Origin of the sequence: Clostridium sulfidigenes (assembly GCF_052067195.1) — a bacterium.
In the GTDB taxonomy this organism is placed as follows: Bacteria; Bacillota; Clostridia; order Clostridiales; family Clostridiaceae; genus Clostridium_J; species Clostridium_J sulfidigenes.
This window is the reverse complement of the sequence record NZ_JBQHQR010000003.1, coordinates 59,366-77,207: the sequence shown is the minus strand read 5'-3', so window position 1 is coordinate 77,207 and position 17,842 is coordinate 59,366. Positions and strand designations below refer to the sequence as shown.

Genomic DNA, 17,842 nt, shown 5'->3' with positions numbered 1-17,842 from the left:
TCCTATATATCTTTTTACAACTAATTTTATCATGTTACTAGTTTTATTATCAATAACTATGAATAAGAAAAAAGGTATTGCAACCTTTAGTTGCAATACACTATCTTATTCTACTTCTATTACATCTCCAAGAATATAATTATCAAAAGTTTTAGATTTGTCTTCTTTATCATTCATCATGTCATCTAAATAAAGAACATATTTTAATATTAAGCTATCATCTTTTCTTGTTATAGATACAAATCGCTCTTTATCCTTAGCCGTAGCTATAAGCATTTGTTCACCTGTGGTTACATCTACGATTATAATACGTTCACCATTAACTAATGTTCCATATCCTAAACCATGAACTATCATAAGATGAGTGTCATCATACCAACTTATTGATAGTGGTGATTGCTGACTTTCTTTCTCTGTTGCAGTATACTCATACATCTTATTTGTAGACGTATCTTTTACATAAAGTATACCTATTCCCTCTTCTATAGCCTTTTCTCCTTTACCTTCTATACTAGCTTCATATTTACCATCTTCTGTAGCTATAAATGGTGTATTAAAAGTTAACTCCTTAGACATAGTCACTTCCGATTTACTATATAAGTCAACAATATTCACATTTGCTGATTTCTTTATATCATCACTAGTCTTTTCTTCATTTGATGATGTCTCTGGAACGCTTTCTATAGGTTCGTTACTGTTGTTTTCTTCTGCAATTTCAGATTTAACTATATTTTCTTGCTTAGTAGAATTCTCTTCCTTTCCTGATGAAGCTGCTGAAAATATTTCTTTACCATCCATTAATTTCATAGCTACAGGAGTAACTATAACTCCTAATAAAAATGCAGCTGCAATAGCTAACGCTCCTTTGTATTTTCTTTTCATTCCTCTTCTCCCCCTTGTATATTTATTTTTATCTATACTCTCCATTATTTTTTCTGTAGAGTTTTTAAAGTTAATATTTTCATAAGAAAAGGCTTCTTTAAAAGTTTTATATTCTAAAACTTCTTTGTCATAATCCTCTTTACAACTTTGGCAGGTTAAAAGGTGACTCCTCATTTCTTCATCTGCTTCGGCTGACAAATTTTCTTCAATATATTCTGTTAACTTATCTTTGAACTGACTACATTTCATTGTGACTCCTCCTAACCTTACTTGCAAAAGACTTTGAATCCATCTCTTACTTTATAGTATCTCCTTTTCACAGTAGTTTCTGTAATATCTAGAATTTCACCTATATCTCTAAAAGTTAAATTCTGAGAATACCTTAAATTTAATATTTGCTTATCAACTTGATCTAGAGTTTTTATATATTTATTTACATTTTCTTTTACTTCTAAATATTCTAAAGATTCTTCCGGTCCCATTTCAGAAGATGATATATTATATGCTTCATCAATATCACTTTCATAAACCTTTCTATATTTCCTCATATAATCTATGGTTTTATTTTTTGCAATCTGCAAAACCCAATTTATAAAACTATATTTATTATTATACATATCTAATTTATTATATACAGTTATAAATACCTCTTGAGTAATATCCTCACTTGCTTCCTTCTGTTTTATCATTCCATAAATAAATCTAAGTATATTAAGCTGATATTTCTCAACTATAACTTGAAAACTATCTACGTCTCCCTTTAATACATTGCTTACAAGAATGGCATCTTCTATAGGAGCTCTTCCTTGCGATTCCTTCATCTTCTTCCCTCTCTTTATATAAATAATACGATATTAATTTAATAAAGTTTACTTTATTAATAAATTGACTAAAAATTTTATTATAATATTAGGACAGACAAATTAATATAATAAATAACATACTTATTATTATAATTCCTGCTATTAATGTGGTATTATAGGCATACTTGCCTCCATTATATTCTCTTTTTCATACATTCTTAAAAGGATCTTTTAACTTAGACATTGAAAAACCTCCTAAGTAAATAATTTACTTTCTCCTTATATGTTATCATAGTAGCACTGTAAATAAAATCTTTATTCCCCATTTTGTATTGTAATATAAATTCTAATTGCAATATAAAAAAAGTCTTCATTAATAATTTATAATGAAAACTTTATTATATAACTTATATTGTAAATTTAGATATAATCACTTTTAATCCCCTAGCACTTTCTTCATTTCGCAACATCTGATTTTCTATCTCTCCAATATTGATGTATAAACAACTGGTCTTTTCTACAACTTCAACTATACCTGTTGATCCTTTATTTACTGTTTCACTTATATTTACCATGGAACTTGTTATAGTAGATACAACAGCCTTTAATTCTTTTGCTATGTGACTAAATCTTTCTGTTAACTCATTTATAATTATAGAATCTCTATTATATTGTTCCCCCATGATGTACATTTTTTTATAGTCTTTAATTATTATATCATCTATAAATTTTAAAATCTTATTGGAGCTTATAGATAGAGTATCTACAGATTCCTTAACATTTTTAATTACCTGTTGCATATTTTCTACGGTAACTCTTGAATGTTCCGCTAAATTTCTAACTTCATTTGCAACCACAGTAAAGCCTTTACCGTACTCACCCGCTCTAGCTGCTTCTATAGATGCATTTAAAGCTAGTAAATTTGTTTGATTTGCAATATCTAATATTGATCCTGATAAATTTTCTATCTCACTGACGGATTTAGATTTTTCCAAAGCTTCTATGAGATTTTTCTTTGTTTCTTCTAATATTTGAAGTGCCTTCTTGTTAGATACCTCCACATTGTCTTTTAATTCATTAGCCCTCCCTCTAATATCTATTGCAGTTTTCTCTCCTTCTTTAGCCTTATGGGTTATATCATTTATAAAACTCTCTACTCCTAAAGATAAACCACTAACCTCATTAGAGTTTACTGCTGCTTCCTCAATGGCCATGGAAATTTCATCTACAGTATTCGTTGTTCTTTCTGCATTCATATGAAGCTCTTTTATATACCTAGCTGTATCCCTAGAAGAGCTTAAAACATTATCTGATGAATTATTAACTTCCACTATTATCTTTCTTATATTATTCATAAACACATTGATAGCTTGTGATAATTCTTCTATTTCATCTCCTGACTCAACAATTATATCTTGAGTTAAATCACCACCTTTATTTACTAATTCATTTATCTTCCCCTTTAATCTATTTAATGGATATACAATTGAAATTGTTAAATATATACACACTACAATAGTAAATAAAATTATTCCAAAAGTTACGCTTATAAATGTAATTAATACTCTTTTATAACGTTCATTAGCTTCTTTATTTATACTGTCTAAATAAATTAAATTCTTTTGTTTAAGTTCATCAATAGAGCTTATCAATTCATCAAATTGATTTTTAGATTTTCCCTTAATTAAAGTTAAAACATTTCTCATTTCTTTATTTTTTTTATTTGTTTCTATAACTTCATTATTAACCTCTAAGTAAACTTTAAGTTTTTCTTGTATATTTTCAATATCCTTTTTTTCACTATTGCTATCACAATAATTAAAATAATCCTCTAAAATTAATTGTATATTTCCTTTTGATTCTTTCATTTCTTGTTCTATTCTATTTTTTTCTTCTGAAAATGTCTCCATTATATATCCATATTCTTTAGTTCTAAAATTTAAAACATGATAACTAAGTTCATCTGACTTTTGAATTTTACCACCATATATACTTGATATACCTTCTATGCTATTATGTAATTTCATCATTTGAAATATAGAATATACTCCAAATATTATTGTACTAATGCTTAATACTGATAAAGCTAAAATTAATCTGGTCTTGATGTTAAACTTTTTCTTAAATATTCTATTGAATTTTAATTTTTCTTTAGGCCACATTATTTCATCACTCTTTCTTATTTTATTTAACAATATAAATTTAACTTATTGCCAAATAATTTTGTACATATATTAAGAAAATTTAAACTTCCTAACCAAGATTTAACACAAAAAAATAACGCCTATCTAAGAATAAAATATCTTAGACAGGTGTTATTTTATTTATAATGTTTTTCTAACTACATCTATAACAGTTCCATCCCTATATTCTACAACTGCAACTATATCCTTAGATAATTCTATTGCTTTAGGAGTACCTGTTATTTTTTCAGCTATTTCCTTTAACTCCTCTATAGTTACCACATTAAGGTTTGCTTCTTTTAATTTTTCAATTAAATCAACCCTCTTAGGGTTAACAGCTATTCCTCTTTCAGTTACTATTACATCAATAGTTTCGCCTGGAGTAGTTATAGTAGTTAACTTATCCTTTATTATTGGTAACCTTGCCTTAGTTAGTTTTGTTACTATTATAGTAAGTTTAGAGCCTGCTGCGGTGTCTGCATGACCACCAGAACCCCCCATTATAGTTCCATCTGAAGCAGTAGTAACATTTACATTAAAGTTTGTATCTATTTCTGTTGCTCCAAGTATTACTATATCTAAGTTATTTACTACAGCTCCCTTGTTATGAGCATTTCCATACATAGAAGCTGACATATTTATATGTTTTTCATTTTTAGCACAAGACTCTACTGCCTTTAAATCAAAACATTGTACATCTAGTAAACTTTGGAATAATCCTTCTTCAAACATATCTACAATATAACCAGTTATTCCACCAGATGCAAAGCTACCTTTGATTTCATTCTTCTTCATATATTCTCTAAGCTCTGCAGCTACAGCTAGAGATATTCCTCCAGCTCCTGTTTGAAATGACATACCTTCTTTAACTAGTCCTGAAGCTATCATAGTATCTAAAGCATTCTTTGCAATTTTAAGGCCTATAGGATCCTTTGTAATTTGTGTAGTTCCTGATACTATTCCTGCTGGATTTCCTATAGAATCTACCTTCACTACATAATCTACATAAACTTGGTTTATTTCCATTGGGAAGTTTGGATATGGCACTAAGTTATCTGTAATAGCTATTACAGTGTCTGCATATTCTGCATCAGAAACTGCATATCCTAAAGCGCCACAAGCAGATTTGCCAGTAAGTCCATTTATATTACCATACATATCACTAGAAGGTGCTGCTAAAAAGGCTATATCGATATGTAAATCTCCACTTTCAATAGCTCTTGATCTTCCACCATGGGTATGCATTATAGCTGGATATTTTAATTTTCCATGTGATATAGCATCTGCTACAGGTCCTGATATATAATTTGCATATATTTTAGATACAGTACCATCTTCAATATAAGCAACTAGCGGCTTATGAGTTGGAAATATAGAACTTGCTGCCACAGTTAAATTCTTTATTCCTCTTTTAGCCATGGATTCTACAACCATGTTAAGAATATAATCCCCATTTCTTAAGTGATGGTGAAAAGATATACACATTCCATCCCTAATTTCCACTTTATCTAAAACTTCTTCTAAAGAATTTACTAACTTTGCATCTCCAGGAACTACAGGTTTAATCTTTGCTGACACCTTTTTTAAAGGATTCATATTTTTAAAAGCACCTTCAAAAATCTTTACATTTCCGTATCCATCTATATACTCCGGAATTTCTCTTCCTAATACATTCTTCATATTATTATCACCTCAATCCCCTCATTAAATAAGGCCTAGTTTTTTACTTAATTCCACAGTGGTTTTTGCTCTATTTATAACTGGTGCATCTACCATTTTACCATCCAGAGAAAATACTCCCTTACCTTCTCTTTCAGCTTCTTCCATAGCATCTAATACCCTTTGAGCATGGATTATCTCCGCTTTAGTTGGAGCATATACTTGGTGTATTGTATCAATTTGTCTTGGATTAATTGATGCTTTGCCAGTCATTCCAAGGGATTTTGCAAGTAGAGTATCCTTTTCTAATCCTTCAAAGTCATTAGTATCTGTAAATGGAGTATCAATAGCCCCTACTCTCATAGCCTTACAAGCCACAGCTACCCTGTTTCTAGCATAAAATATCTCACTACCTTCTTTAGTTCTCTTAATTCCCATATCAGAAGTTAAATCTTCTCCACCTAAAAGAACTGCTACTATTCTGTCTGATGATTTTATAATGCTATATACATTTTCAACACCATAAGCACTTTCCACTATTGGTATTAACTTTATAGATTTGTCTCCAAAGCCTTCTTCTTTTTCTATTTTTTCAAGTCTACTGCTAATCTCTATAAGTTCATCTTCCGTTGCCTTTGGAACCATTAATGCATCTGGCTTAACTCTTCCGATAACTTCTATATCTTCACTTGAAAATTCTGTAGTAAGTGGATTTATTCTAACTACCACCTCTACTCCACTATAATCAACATTTTTAATTGCTTCTCTAACAAGAATTCTAGCACTATCTTTTTCTGTAAGACTTACTGCATCCTCCAAATCAAGAATTATAGAATCTGAACCTAAGATTGCAGCATCTTGTAACATTCCTGGATTATTTCCAGGCATAAAAAGCATAGTTCTTCTTAATTTCATATTTATACCCCCTACTGCGCTCTTTTTACTGCAGTTTCAATTCTAGCTCTTATTGTATAATCAAGAGCCCCTTTATCTTGAGCTTTAACAATGACATTTTTTACTTGTAAAGTATCTAAAGTTTCTCTAATAGCTCTTTCTATTTCAGCTCCAAATTGTTTCATAACCATACTCTCAAGTTCTATAGCTATTCCGCCCTCTTCATTAGGCATGATTATAACGTATATATCATTGGATTCTAGGGTTCCAGCCTTTGAAATTTTATTAATTTCCATCTAAATCACCTCTACCTATAAAACTTATTTTTTACTACTTAAGTAAGCTTCTCTACCTACTTCATATAAATTATTTCCTTCTGAATCTATTACTACAACTATAGGTAAATTCTCTACTTCAAGTCTTCTTATAGCTTCAGCTCCTAAATCTTCATAAGTCACTATTTCTGCTTTTTTTACGCATTTACCAATAAGGGCTGCAGCTCCACCTATAGCTCCAAAGTATACAGCTTTATTCTTTTTCATAGATTCTATTACTTCAGCATTTCTTAATCCTTTACCAATCATTCCTCTTAAACCATGGTCTAAAAGTGCTGGTGTATATGCATCCATTCTATAACTAGTAGTTGGTCCTGCTGAACCTATGGCCATTCCTTCCTTTGCTGGAGTTGGCCCTACATAATATATAATAGCATCCTTTACATCTATAGGAAGTTCTTCTCCTTTTTCTAAAAGTTCTGCAAGCCTCTTATGAGCTGCATCCCTACCTGTGTATATAACTCCACTTAATAAAACACTGTCTCCAGCTTTTAAATCTTTTACCTTTTCTTCTGTTAGTGGTGTAGTTATTCTCTTTTCCATAAACCTTACCCCCTAATTATAGCTCTATTTCTGCATGTCTTGTAGCATGACAATTAATATTTACAGCTACTGGAAGGCCTGCAATATGAGTTGGATATGTTTCTATATTTACAGCTAATGCTGTTGTTTTCCCGCCAAATCCTTGAGGCCCTATACCTAGTTCATTTATCATAGTTACTAGTTCCTCTTCTAACTCTGCGTAGAATGGATTTTCATTTCTTACATCTATGGATCTAATAAGTGCTTTTTTAGCAATTGTTGCAGCCTTATCAAAGGTTCCTCCAATTCCTACTCCAACAATAATTGGTGGACATGGATTGGGACCTGCTTCCTTAACTACTTTTATTATAAAATCTTTAACACCTTGAAGCCCATCAGAAGGTTTTAACATTTTTATTTGACTCATATTTTCAGAACCAAAGCCTTTAGGTGCCACAGTGATTTTTAGCTTATCTCCTGGAACTATATTATAGTAGATCATAGCTGGAGTATTATCCTTTGTATTTACTCTATCTAAAGGATCCTTAACTACAGATTTCCTTAGGTAGCCATCCTTATATCCTTGTCTAACACCTTCATTTATTGCATCTTCTAGTGCTCCTCCAACTACCTGAACCTCTTGACCTATTTCTATAAATACACATGCCACACCAGTATCTTGACACATAGGCATATCTTCATTTTTAGCTATATCAGCATTGATTAATATTTTGTTTAATATTCCCTTTGCAATATCCCAATCTTCTTCCTCATGAGATTTTATAAGTCTGTTTTTAATATCACTACCTAGATAGTAATTTGCATCTATACATAATTTTCTTATAGCTTCTGTTATCTGTGAAACTTTAATTTCTCTCATATATAATCCTCCTAAACTCATTGATTAAATATATTATTTCAATATTAATTCACTAATACAGTTTAATTTAAATCCCATGAATAATATATCTCATTTTTATAATTATTATAAGTAAAAAGGCAGTTTTAATTAAACCGCCTTTTTACTATATACCTAATGTATTATTTATTTCTTCTATTTACTAAGGCAACAACCCTATTCATTTCATTGTTCACTATCATGTAACCTTCATCAACACCCATACCTGGCTTAGCTAAGCATTGGTCTGCTCCACAAGCCATAGCAATGTTAGTGCAAACTTCTGCTGATCTATTTGTTTCGTTACATGTTCCTCCACAGTAAGCTCCAACCTTTTTCTTCTTACAATACAATATAGCTTCTATTGTATTATTTACTCCTCCAAGATCTGGAGTTTTTATTTGAAGCATATGTCCTGAGTTGTTATCTGCAAAGAATGCTACGTCTTCATAAGTATTACACCATTCATCTGCAACTAATTCTACATTGATATTTCTATTATCAAGTTCATCTGTTAACTCTTTTAATGCTTCCATTTGTCTTTCTCTATGCTCTACATCCATTGGTCCTTCTATTCTTAATTTAAATGGTTTAGCAGCCTCTTCCAATGTTGCTATGTAGTCTGCCATTACTTTTGTATCACAATCAAATGCAACTCCTATAGTTCCATAAACATCTATATGGAATATTGGGTTATAGTCTTCACTAGTTCTTAATTTTAAAACTCTATCACTTAACCATTTAACATATTCCAGAAGCTTTTCGCCCTTTAAGCCTAATTTCTCTTCTACATTGTTTATTAAAGCATGAGGTAAAACATCTGCTCCCTTGATAATCATCTTATCAGCGTTGTTGTATCTGTCATCTCCTGATTGAGTAAATATAGGAATTCTATTAATTTCTACTCCAGTATTATATTCATCTCTTACAACTTCAGCCATAGTAACTTTTTTAGCTTTTGCTACACCATCAAGGATAGCTTGAGTTACTCCATATCTTATAGCTGTATGAAGTCTTTTTCCATTTACCAACATTTTATCAAATTCTTCAGCTAAACATTTAAAGTTAGTTAATTCTCTACCTATAAGTTTTGGTGCTATTTCCTTTTCTATAACTGGTATGAAATCTTTAGCTAAGAATAATGGATCACGTCCACCTGCTCCTGAATATTGAACAGCTGCACAATCACCGTGTGCTACTTGACCATCTTCAAGTATTAACATTACAGATATAGATTCTCCTGCTTGTCTTATAGATGTAAATCCTTCAGTTACTGGCTCTCCAATATAAGTAAATCCATCATGACCAGCTCCAGCTTTTATTGCTCTTTGGTCATCAAAATAAAATCCAGTTCTTCCTGCAGAACATACTACATCAACAATTTTCATTTAAATACACCTTGCTTTCTATAATTTAAGAATTTTATATTAGTTTATTGTTAGCTTATAAATTATAAATGTTATTTTTCTGGTCTTCCAACAAGCTTTCCTTTTCCTACAGCAAATATATCATCTATTGTCATTTGGAATCCAACTGGACGATTTTCGTATTTTCCTCTTTCGTCTAGCTTTTTCATATTGAAAGCTTTAAGCTCTGCTGTAAATGGAACATTTCCAAATTTAAGATATCTTACTGCTCCATTATTATCTCTTGCAGGCATCATTTTACCAGCGTTATATTTACTTGGTGCAAATGGAATATCTATAACTCCCATATCAAAGCCTTTAACAGCACCTTTCGCTAAGTCACCGTTTCCTACTTCATATAACTTATCTACCATGCATCTTGTTTCAGCTTTAATTATAGCAATTTCAGTTCTAAGTTCATCAGATAAGTGCATTTGTTGACCTTTTAATAAATTTAAAGTCATTTTAGTTGCTCTTATACCTTGAGCATTTGCTTCTTTTGTTGGTATACCTATAGCTTCATGTGGGGTTTTAACTATAACTTTTGTAGCCCCTGCTAATGCAGCAGCTGCTGCTCCAGTAGATATAACACCAAAAGCCTTAGCTTCATCAGCTGGGAAGCCTCCCATCCATTGATGGAATACTGTTGTTAGGTAAACATCACCATAACCATACGCTCTTAAGTAATCGCTACACTGCTCTTCAAGAGCTCTAATTGCTGCTACGTCTTGTATTAAGTTACCACACTGACCATATCCAACTGTAATATTCTTAACACCTTGTTCTGCTGCAAGTAATGCTTCTACTATTGCAACTGCATTAGATGTACTTGGTGGTACTAAAGTTCCTGTTAATGGACCAAATGGCTCTCTATTAATAGATATACCTTGCTCTTCATAGAAACCTACTAATCTATCACAATATTGCCAATCAAGAATAGTTTTTTCTAGAGTAACACTTTTAGCATATGGTATATTATATGATATACCGCCACCTTCATTTGATGTCCAACCTGATGCATGAGTAATTTCTGCAAGTAATCTACCATCTGGAGTACCATGTCTTGATTCTAATGGTAAGTTAACAGATTCAAATACTTGTCTACATCCTTTAACCCCGTGGTTAACCCCTGGAAATCCATTTAAAAGTGATCTTCTAGCTTTTATACTTTCTTGTATCCCAACTTCACATTCTTCATATCTATTTTGTCTTGTGTAACTATCTATTGTTGATGGTAGAAGATCTGCTCCACCTTCTTTGTCTAAGTAGTTTAGTAATTCTATGTGGCTATCTAATAAAGCTACACCGGCCCTAGGTTGAGCTAATGTTATGCCCGCTTCCTTTGCTTCCATTAATTTTTTAGCAAAGTTCTTGTGTGCTGGAATTTTTTTGTTGTAGTCTATAGCCTCCTGTAAATCTACTTCTTTACCTGTTGGCCATTGTGCTAAAACCTCTTCTCTTGTCTTAAAAAACTCTTCCTCGGTCCACTTTTTGTTTTTTAGTTCCACTTTAATTTACCTCCTAGTAATTTACACTTCCACTAAATATTTTTTCATTATTCTTATTGCTTTGTCAGGATAATCCTGAGCTAACAGACCCATTGATGATAATATATAAGTTTTGTCTATTAAAGTTTTTGGATTTCTAGGTCTTAAAGAAGTAGCATTTTCTTTATCAAAGGTTCCTGCTTTCAATATTTCACCTGGATGTTCGCTATGAACTAAAACGCCACCTGTGCCAATCATATATTTTACATCCATAAGATCTTTTCCTAATTGATTATATACAGCTCCCATTGGAGTGTATATGCATTCAACAGTGCCACAGTGTCTTTCCATAGAAAGTTCTGTAGCTGCCTTTGCCATAGCTTCATCAAATTTTATATCTTCATCTGTTTCAGGTACCATTTTAATATTGCTATTCCTATATTTACATCTTTCTTCAATTTGTATTTTTCTATCTTTATCATTTAAGTATGCTCTAAGCTTTCTACTACCTGCTGCTTCCCAAAGAGACACAGCTGAATATCTCATACCTAAGTCACCTTCTACAGTTCTTTTTGCAAAAGGTTCCTCTAACCCCTTCATATTTACTCCACCCTTTGTTGGCTCTCCATATCCTATAGAGTGTACATCAGTAGTAGCTCCACCTATATCAACAATGATTAAGTCTCCAATACCTTCTTCTTCATCGGTGCCTTCTCCCAACACTCTAGCTGCTTTAAGTACAGCTGCTGGTGTAGGCATTAGTATACCATTTATATAATTTTCTGCGTTGGATAGTCCTTTTGCATCAGTTATCCTATCCATAAATACTTTTCTTATTTCTTCTCTTGCTGGTTCCACATTTAAAGCATTTAATTGAGGCATAACATTTTCTGTTATGCTGAAATAGAATCCAGCTTTTTGAAATAATTCTTTTATTTCATCATTAGCACTTTTGTTTCCAGCAACAACTATAGGAAGATTAACATCTAAATCTACTAGCATCTTTGCGTTATGTAGAATACATTGTTTATTTCCTCCATTAGTACCACCGGCTAAAAGAATTATATCTACATCAGAATTTTTTATCTCTAATACTTCATCCTTAGTTAATTCATAACTATATACTTTTATAACTCGAGCTCCTGCTCCTAAAGCAGCTCTCTTAGCAGCTTCTGCTGTAAGATCTGGCACAAGCCCAATTGCAACCATCTTTAAGCCTCCAGCTGCAGATGAACAAGCAAGCTTTTCAACAAAATTTACTTCTTTACCTTCTAGCTTATTCATTAGCTTATCATAAGCTTTATTAAATCCTATCATTATATCATCTTCGATAGTTGTTATGTCCTTGGCTGTAGCTAATATTTCTTCATTATCTATATCTACTGCAGTCAATTTGGTATAAGTACTACCAAAGTCTAAAAGTAAATATGCATTCATTTAAATCACTCCAGCTCTCTATTAAAACTCCAAGTAAAATCTACTTTAATTAGTTAGTTTATGTGCTTATGTCTATTCTATTCCTAAATCCTCTTTCAAGTCATGTATAGTAGTGTCTATACTTGTTCCTGGTGGGTAAACTCTATTAAAGCCCATTGCTTTAAATCTTGAATAAACCTCATCCCAATCTTGTTTACCTACAACTATGTTACCACCAACATAGATAAGGATATCTTTTAATCCTGATTCATCACACTTTTCTCTTAAGCCTCTACAGTCAATCTCTCCATGTCCATAAAGAGAAGAAACAATTATTGCATCAGCATTTGTTTCCACTGCAGCATTTATAAAGTCTTCTTGTGGTGATAGTACACCAATATTGATAACTTCAAACCCTGCTTCTGTTAATGCATAATCCATGATTTTGTTACCTACAGCATGACAATCTGCTCCAATAACACCAAGAACTAATGTCTTCTTTTCCATTTTTAATTCCTCCTGAATTAATTTTTTTGATACTTTAATTCTACAATTTTTGACTTAAGCGCCTTCACTGATGTAGAGTCTAAGTTGTAAGAAAATTCTATAAGCTCTTTATTTTCATGGTTAAGCTTACAAACATCCTTATATCTACCTGGAGTTACTATTAGTACCTCCGATTTATCAATTATGCGTTTTAATTTAGCTTCTTCAGTTATACTAAAATACTCAACTGATAAATCTGAAAGACCCGCATTATCAAGTGCTGACTTAATTTTAAATATAAACTCTTCAGATAAACAAATAAAAGTAAATTTTGTTCCTGAAGGATGTCTAGCGATTCTTACAATGGATTCTAGATTAGGGCTTACTGCTACTCCTAGTATTTCCTTGTTAAAGCCTTTTAAAAATCCATCTACATCATTTACATGATTGAAAGGTGATATAATTACTTCACAAGTCGAAAGCTTGTCCTTTGTGTCATCACTCATTTTTTCTAAGTCCGTTAAAGTAAATGGTATCGTATTCATACTTGTTATTGATGTTATTTCTTTACTAAACATTCTCGCTTGCTCAATATTACATTCTACAAATGCTGAAGTAACTTTATTCATAACATCCTTTTTCTCACTAACCCTATTTGTTACTATATCTAAAAAATCATCTGGATCTATACCACATTCTAAAGCTTCTTCTAGAGCTAAATCCACAAATTTATTTATCTTCCTTCTGCTATCATAACTTTGCCATGATACTACTTCTTCTGCTACAAAAGTTCCTTTTCCTCGAATAGATTTTAATACTCCCTTAGCTTCTAGTTCATTATAGGCAGCGCTAATGGTATTTCTACTAACAACTAACTCTTGAGACAATTCTCTTTCTGTCGGCATTTTACTTCCAACTCTCAAAGTTCCATCTTTTATAAGATGCATTATTTGTTTTTTTACTTGGATATAGAGAGGTATCCCATTTTTTTTATCAATTGTAATGTTCAAAATCTCATCTCCTGACCCTTTGGACCAATGGCTTAATCCAATCCTTAATCATAATATCATATGGACTAATCATTTGCAATTTCACATTTTTGTATATTCTATAAAGAGCCCACCTTTTATAGAAAAAGTAGGCTCTTATCTTTAATTTGCTCCTTCTTTCAAGTAAATGCTTATAGATTCAGCTAACGCATCTGCAATTTTCTTTTGATATTCTTCATCCTTTAACTTTTGATATTCTTCAGGATTACTTAGAAATCCGCACTCTACAATAACTCCTGCCATAGTATCATTTCCTCTCAGTACTTTATATTGAGTGCCTGCAGCCTTTGCTTTTCTCTTATTGGACTGGTCCAATTTATCTTTTAATGTACCTTGCATGATATTTGCTAACCTTTCGCTTCCTTCATAATTGGAGTACCATACTTGAGCACCCTTACAATATGATTCTGGAAATGTATTTAGATGTATACTAACAAATATGTCACACTTTGTTTCTTCCTTCAAACTTACTCTTTTATTTAAGTCCTCATATTTTTTCTCTTTTACTGATTTTCCTTCAGTATAAAGTCCTATATCCTCTGTTCTTGTAAATTCAACCTTATATCCTTGACTTTTTAAATTTGCACCTAATAGAAGTCCAATGTTTAGGTTTATATCCTTTTCTGTAGTTCCATCTTTAGATGAAGCACCTCCATCTATTCCTCCGTGTCCTGGATCAATTAGTATTACTTTATTTTTTTCTTGTTCTGATTCAGCATTTTTATAAGTTGTAACCACCTTGTTTACATTAATTACAGACATGCATATGAATCCTAAAATAATTACTGTAAGTATTGATATTAATTTAGTGTTCTTAATGGTTTCCCCCACCTTTTTTATTACTCTGTAATTATACTTATTCATAAATTCATACTATTATTCTTTTACCTATATAATAAAAACCTTTTGGATATATATTATCCAAAAGGTTTTAACATAAGCTATAAAAAACTATTAATTTTAGTTTTCATATATTATTTCAGCTATATTTACTGAGTGATCCCCTATTCTCTCTAAATTGCTTATCAAATCCAAGAAAATTGTTCCCACTACAGCATTACATACACCAGTGTTTAATCTCTTTATGTGTGATGCCCTTAGTTCTTTTTCTAGGGAGTCTATTCTTTCTTCTATTCCTCTTATCCCTGCTGCTTTTTCTCTATTATAACTTTTAAAACACTCTATACTCATTTCTACTGCACTTATAGTATAGTCAAACATACCTTTTATTTCATTCATAGCATCTGGAGAAAAACTTAATCTTTTTGTGATTCTCTCACTAGCAAGATCTGCAATATTCTCTGCATGATCTCCTATACGCTCAATATCATTTACCACATGGAAATATGCAGCTAGTTCTGCTCTCTGTTCGTCACCTAAATCTGAGTTAGATAACTTAACTAGATATCTTGTTATATCATGTTCTAATAGATTAATTATCTTTTCATTATTATATGCTACCTTTATTAGCTCTTCATCTCCTTGTAAAAAAGAATTCATAGCTACTTTTAAATTTTCCTTTGCCTTCTCACCCATTCTTACTATTTCATTAGTTGTTTGGCCAAAAGCTATTGCTGGAGTCTCTAGCAATCTTTCGTCTATATATTTAACACCTGGTACATCTTTTTCATCTTCACCAGGAATTATCTTATTAACAAATGCAACAAGATATTTAATTAAAGGAAGTAATAGTAATGTATTTACCAAATTAAATAAGGTATGCGCATTTGCTATTTGTCTTGGTATAGCTTCAGCACCTACATCTGGACTTATTGATAAAACTATATTAGCTAAGAATGTAACTGGAATAATTAAGAATATAACAGCTCCTATAAGGTTAAATAACAAGTGAATAACTGCTGCTTTTTTTGCCGTTATTGAAGTTCCTATGCTAGATATTAATGCTGTTACACATGTACCAATGTTATTACCTAATAATATTGGTATTGCTACTGTTAATGGTAAGCTTCCTGTAGATGCTAATGCTACTAGTATACCAGTAGAAGCTGATGAACTTTGAAGGACAGCTGTCATCATCATTCCTATTAAAAGCCCTAATATAGTATGTCCTTCTAATTTTAGTATTAAATTTGTAAAGAATACTGAGTCCTTAAGCGGTGACATTGCACTTGACATAAGTTTTAATCCTAAAAATAATATACCAAATCCAAGGATAATTTGACCCACTTCTTTTACTTTTCTTTTGTTGCAAAAAAGTATCATAACTGCACCAATGGCTAAAAATACAGGTGCAAAAGCATCAAATTTAAATGTTATTAATTGGGCTGTTATTGTAGTACCAATATTAGCTCCCATTATAACAGATGTTGCTTGATATAAATTCATAAGTCCTGCATTAACAAATCCAACAACCATTACTGTAGTAGCACTACTACTTTGAATAATAGCAGTGACAATGGTACCTGTTAGCACACCTTTCACTGGATTAGATGTTATCCTGTCAAAAATACCCTTCAGTTTATCTCCTGCTGCATTTTCAAGACCATCTCCCATAAGCTTCATCCCATATAGAAAAAGTCCCAATCCTCCTAAAAGGTTAATAATCAAAAATATGATATTATACATCAATTTACCTCCTACAATAAATCTCATTCCACAATATGTACTTTTTCTTTGTCCATTAAAATTCCATATTAATAATACACTATAATCAAAAACATGTTAATACTTATTTACATATTTAACACGAATTTAACATAACTTTTTATAAACATATTAAGTAATGTTATAATTTAAACTTCACTACTGATTATATATAAAATGAGTTTACCTAAAAAATTTACACAAAATAAAAATAAGGAGTATATATTTGCATATATACTCCTTATTTTTATATAACATACAGTTGTATGTACAAATACTATCTTTTTGAGAATTGAGAAGCTCTTCTTGCTTTTTTAAGACCGTATTTCTTTCTTTCTTTCATTCTTGGGTCTCTTGTTAAGAATCCAGCTTTCTTAAGTTCTGGTCTTAAGCTCTCATCAGCTTTTAATAAAGCTCTTGATATTCCGTGTCTGATAGCTCCAGCTTGACCTGTGTATCCACCACCGTGTACATTAACTAAAACGTCAAATTTGTCTTTAGTTCCTGTTAATACTAATGGTTGGTTAACTATGAATTTTAATGTATCTAATCCAAAGTAGTTATCCATATCTCTTTTATTTATTACAACTTTACCTTCACCAGGTACAAGTCTTACTCTAGCAACTGATTTCTTTCTTCTACCTGTTCCAAAATGTTGAACTTTTGCCATTATTTATTCCTCCTTACAATACTATATTAGTATTTTAATTCTAATACTTCTGGTTTTTGAGCATGATTTTTGTGCTCTGGTCCTCTGTAAACTGTTAGCTTCTTAGCCATTTGTCTTCCAAGAACTCCTTTTGGAAGCATTCTTCTTACAGCTTCTTCAAATACGAATTCTGGTTTCTTAGCTAATGCTTCTCTGTAAGGGATCTCTTTTAATCCGCCTGGGTATAATGAGTGATGTCTTAACATTTTTTGATCTAATTTCTTTCCTGTTAAAACAATTTTCTCTGCATTTACAACTATTACGTGATCTCCAGTATCTACATTTGGAGTAAATTCTGGTTTATTTTTACCTCTTAATATAGAAGCTATTTGACTTGCAGCTCTACCTAAAGTCATTCCTTCAACGTCTACTACATACCATTTTCTTTGTATTTCACTTGGTTTAGCTAAGTATGATTTCATCTTACTACCTCCCTGATTTTTAACAATTATAATTCTATGGATAAAGATCCGGGGCTAATGGATCTTACACACAAATATTTATTATAC

The 17,842-nt window shown here is 31.5% G+C and carries 17 protein-coding genes; all 17 read right to left on the bottom strand.

The features are described 5' to 3' along the window. Positions 1-105: 105 nt before the first annotated feature. The gene (locus ACTNBA_RS04275; protein ID WP_441072775.1) at positions 106-1,131 is read right to left on the bottom strand and encodes a DUF4652 domain-containing protein; all 1,026 of its coding nucleotides are present in this window, start codon (positions 1,129-1,131) and stop codon (positions 106-108) included. Positions 1,132-1,148: 17 nt separating this feature from the next. After that, positions 1,149-1,703, bottom strand: a complete 555-nt coding sequence (locus ACTNBA_RS04270; RefSeq protein ID WP_441072774.1) for an RNA polymerase sigma factor — start codon at positions 1,701-1,703, stop codon at positions 1,149-1,151. 389 nt (positions 1,704-2,092) lie between these two features. Continuing rightward, the gene (locus tag ACTNBA_RS04265) at positions 2,093-3,847 is read right to left on the bottom strand and encodes a methyl-accepting chemotaxis protein (protein WP_441072773.1); all 1,755 of its coding nucleotides are present in this window, start codon (positions 3,845-3,847) and stop codon (positions 2,093-2,095) included. Between the two features lie 162 nt (positions 3,848-4,009). Further along, on the bottom strand, positions 4,010-5,548 hold the full coding sequence (citF, locus tag ACTNBA_RS04260; protein ID WP_441072772.1) for a citrate lyase subunit alpha: 1,539 nt from the start codon (positions 5,546-5,548) through the stop codon (positions 4,010-4,012). 24 nt (positions 5,549-5,572) lie between these two features. Then, a complete protein-coding gene (locus ACTNBA_RS04255) occupies positions 5,573-6,442 on the bottom strand; it encodes an HpcH/HpaI aldolase/citrate lyase family protein (RefSeq protein WP_035133375.1) in 870 nt (289 codons plus the stop codon). An 11-nt stretch (positions 6,443-6,453) separates the two neighbouring features. Next, positions 6,454-6,717 (bottom strand): citrate lyase acyl carrier protein, encoded by a 264-nt coding sequence (gene citD, locus ACTNBA_RS04250; protein ID WP_035133374.1) that lies wholly within the window; start codon positions 6,715-6,717, stop codon positions 6,454-6,456. A 24-nt stretch (positions 6,718-6,741) separates the two neighbouring features. Beyond that, entirely contained in the window at positions 6,742-7,299 is a 558-nt protein-coding gene (locus ACTNBA_RS04245; RefSeq protein ID WP_441072771.1) for a Fe-S-containing hydro-lyase, read from the bottom strand. 16 nt (positions 7,300-7,315) lie between these two features. Beyond that, positions 7,316-8,158 carry a fumarate hydratase gene (locus ACTNBA_RS04240; RefSeq protein ID WP_150845893.1) on the bottom strand — a complete coding sequence of 281 codons (843 nt, stop codon included), beginning with the start codon at positions 8,156-8,158 and terminating at the stop codon, positions 7,316-7,318. Positions 8,159-8,319: 161 nt separating this feature from the next. After that, positions 8,320-9,564, bottom strand: coding sequence for a methylaspartate ammonia-lyase (locus tag ACTNBA_RS04235; protein ID WP_441072768.1), 1,245 nt, complete (start codon positions 9,562-9,564; stop codon positions 8,320-8,322). A 71-nt stretch (positions 9,565-9,635) separates the two neighbouring features. Further along, positions 9,636-11,090 (bottom strand): methylaspartate mutase subunit E, encoded by a 1,455-nt coding sequence (locus ACTNBA_RS04230; protein ID WP_035133368.1) that lies wholly within the window; start codon positions 11,088-11,090, stop codon positions 9,636-9,638. Positions 11,091-11,111: 21 nt separating this feature from the next. Next, positions 11,112-12,506 carry a methylaspartate mutase accessory protein GlmL gene (gene glmL / locus ACTNBA_RS04225; protein WP_035133367.1) on the bottom strand — a complete coding sequence of 465 codons (1,395 nt, stop codon included), beginning with the start codon at positions 12,504-12,506 and terminating at the stop codon, positions 11,112-11,114. 72 nt (positions 12,507-12,578) lie between these two features. After that, on the bottom strand, positions 12,579-12,992 hold the full coding sequence (gene glmS, locus ACTNBA_RS04220) for a methylaspartate mutase subunit S (RefSeq protein ID WP_035133365.1): 414 nt from the start codon (positions 12,990-12,992) through the stop codon (positions 12,579-12,581). Positions 12,993-13,009: 17 nt separating this feature from the next. After that, positions 13,010-13,981, bottom strand: coding sequence for a GntR family transcriptional regulator (locus ACTNBA_RS04215; protein WP_035133363.1), 972 nt, complete (start codon positions 13,979-13,981; stop codon positions 13,010-13,012). Between the two features lie 141 nt (positions 13,982-14,122). After that, positions 14,123-14,884, bottom strand: coding sequence for an N-acetylmuramoyl-L-alanine amidase CwlD (gene cwlD / locus ACTNBA_RS04210; protein ID WP_441072765.1), 762 nt, complete (start codon positions 14,882-14,884; stop codon positions 14,123-14,125). A gap of 96 nt (positions 14,885-14,980) precedes the next feature. Then, positions 14,981-16,606: a Na/Pi cotransporter family protein gene (locus ACTNBA_RS04205; protein ID WP_441072763.1), complete on the bottom strand. Its 1,626-nt coding sequence runs from the start codon at positions 16,604-16,606 to the stop codon at positions 14,981-14,983. 295 nt (positions 16,607-16,901) lie between these two features. Further along, entirely contained in the window at positions 16,902-17,294 is a 393-nt protein-coding gene (gene rpsI / locus ACTNBA_RS04200) for a 30S ribosomal protein S9 (protein ID WP_035133359.1), read from the bottom strand. Between the two features lie 26 nt (positions 17,295-17,320). Then, positions 17,321-17,755, bottom strand: coding sequence for a 50S ribosomal protein L13 (gene rplM, locus ACTNBA_RS04195; protein ID WP_035133357.1), 435 nt, complete (start codon positions 17,753-17,755; stop codon positions 17,321-17,323). Between the last annotated feature and the right edge of the window lie 87 nt (positions 17,756-17,842).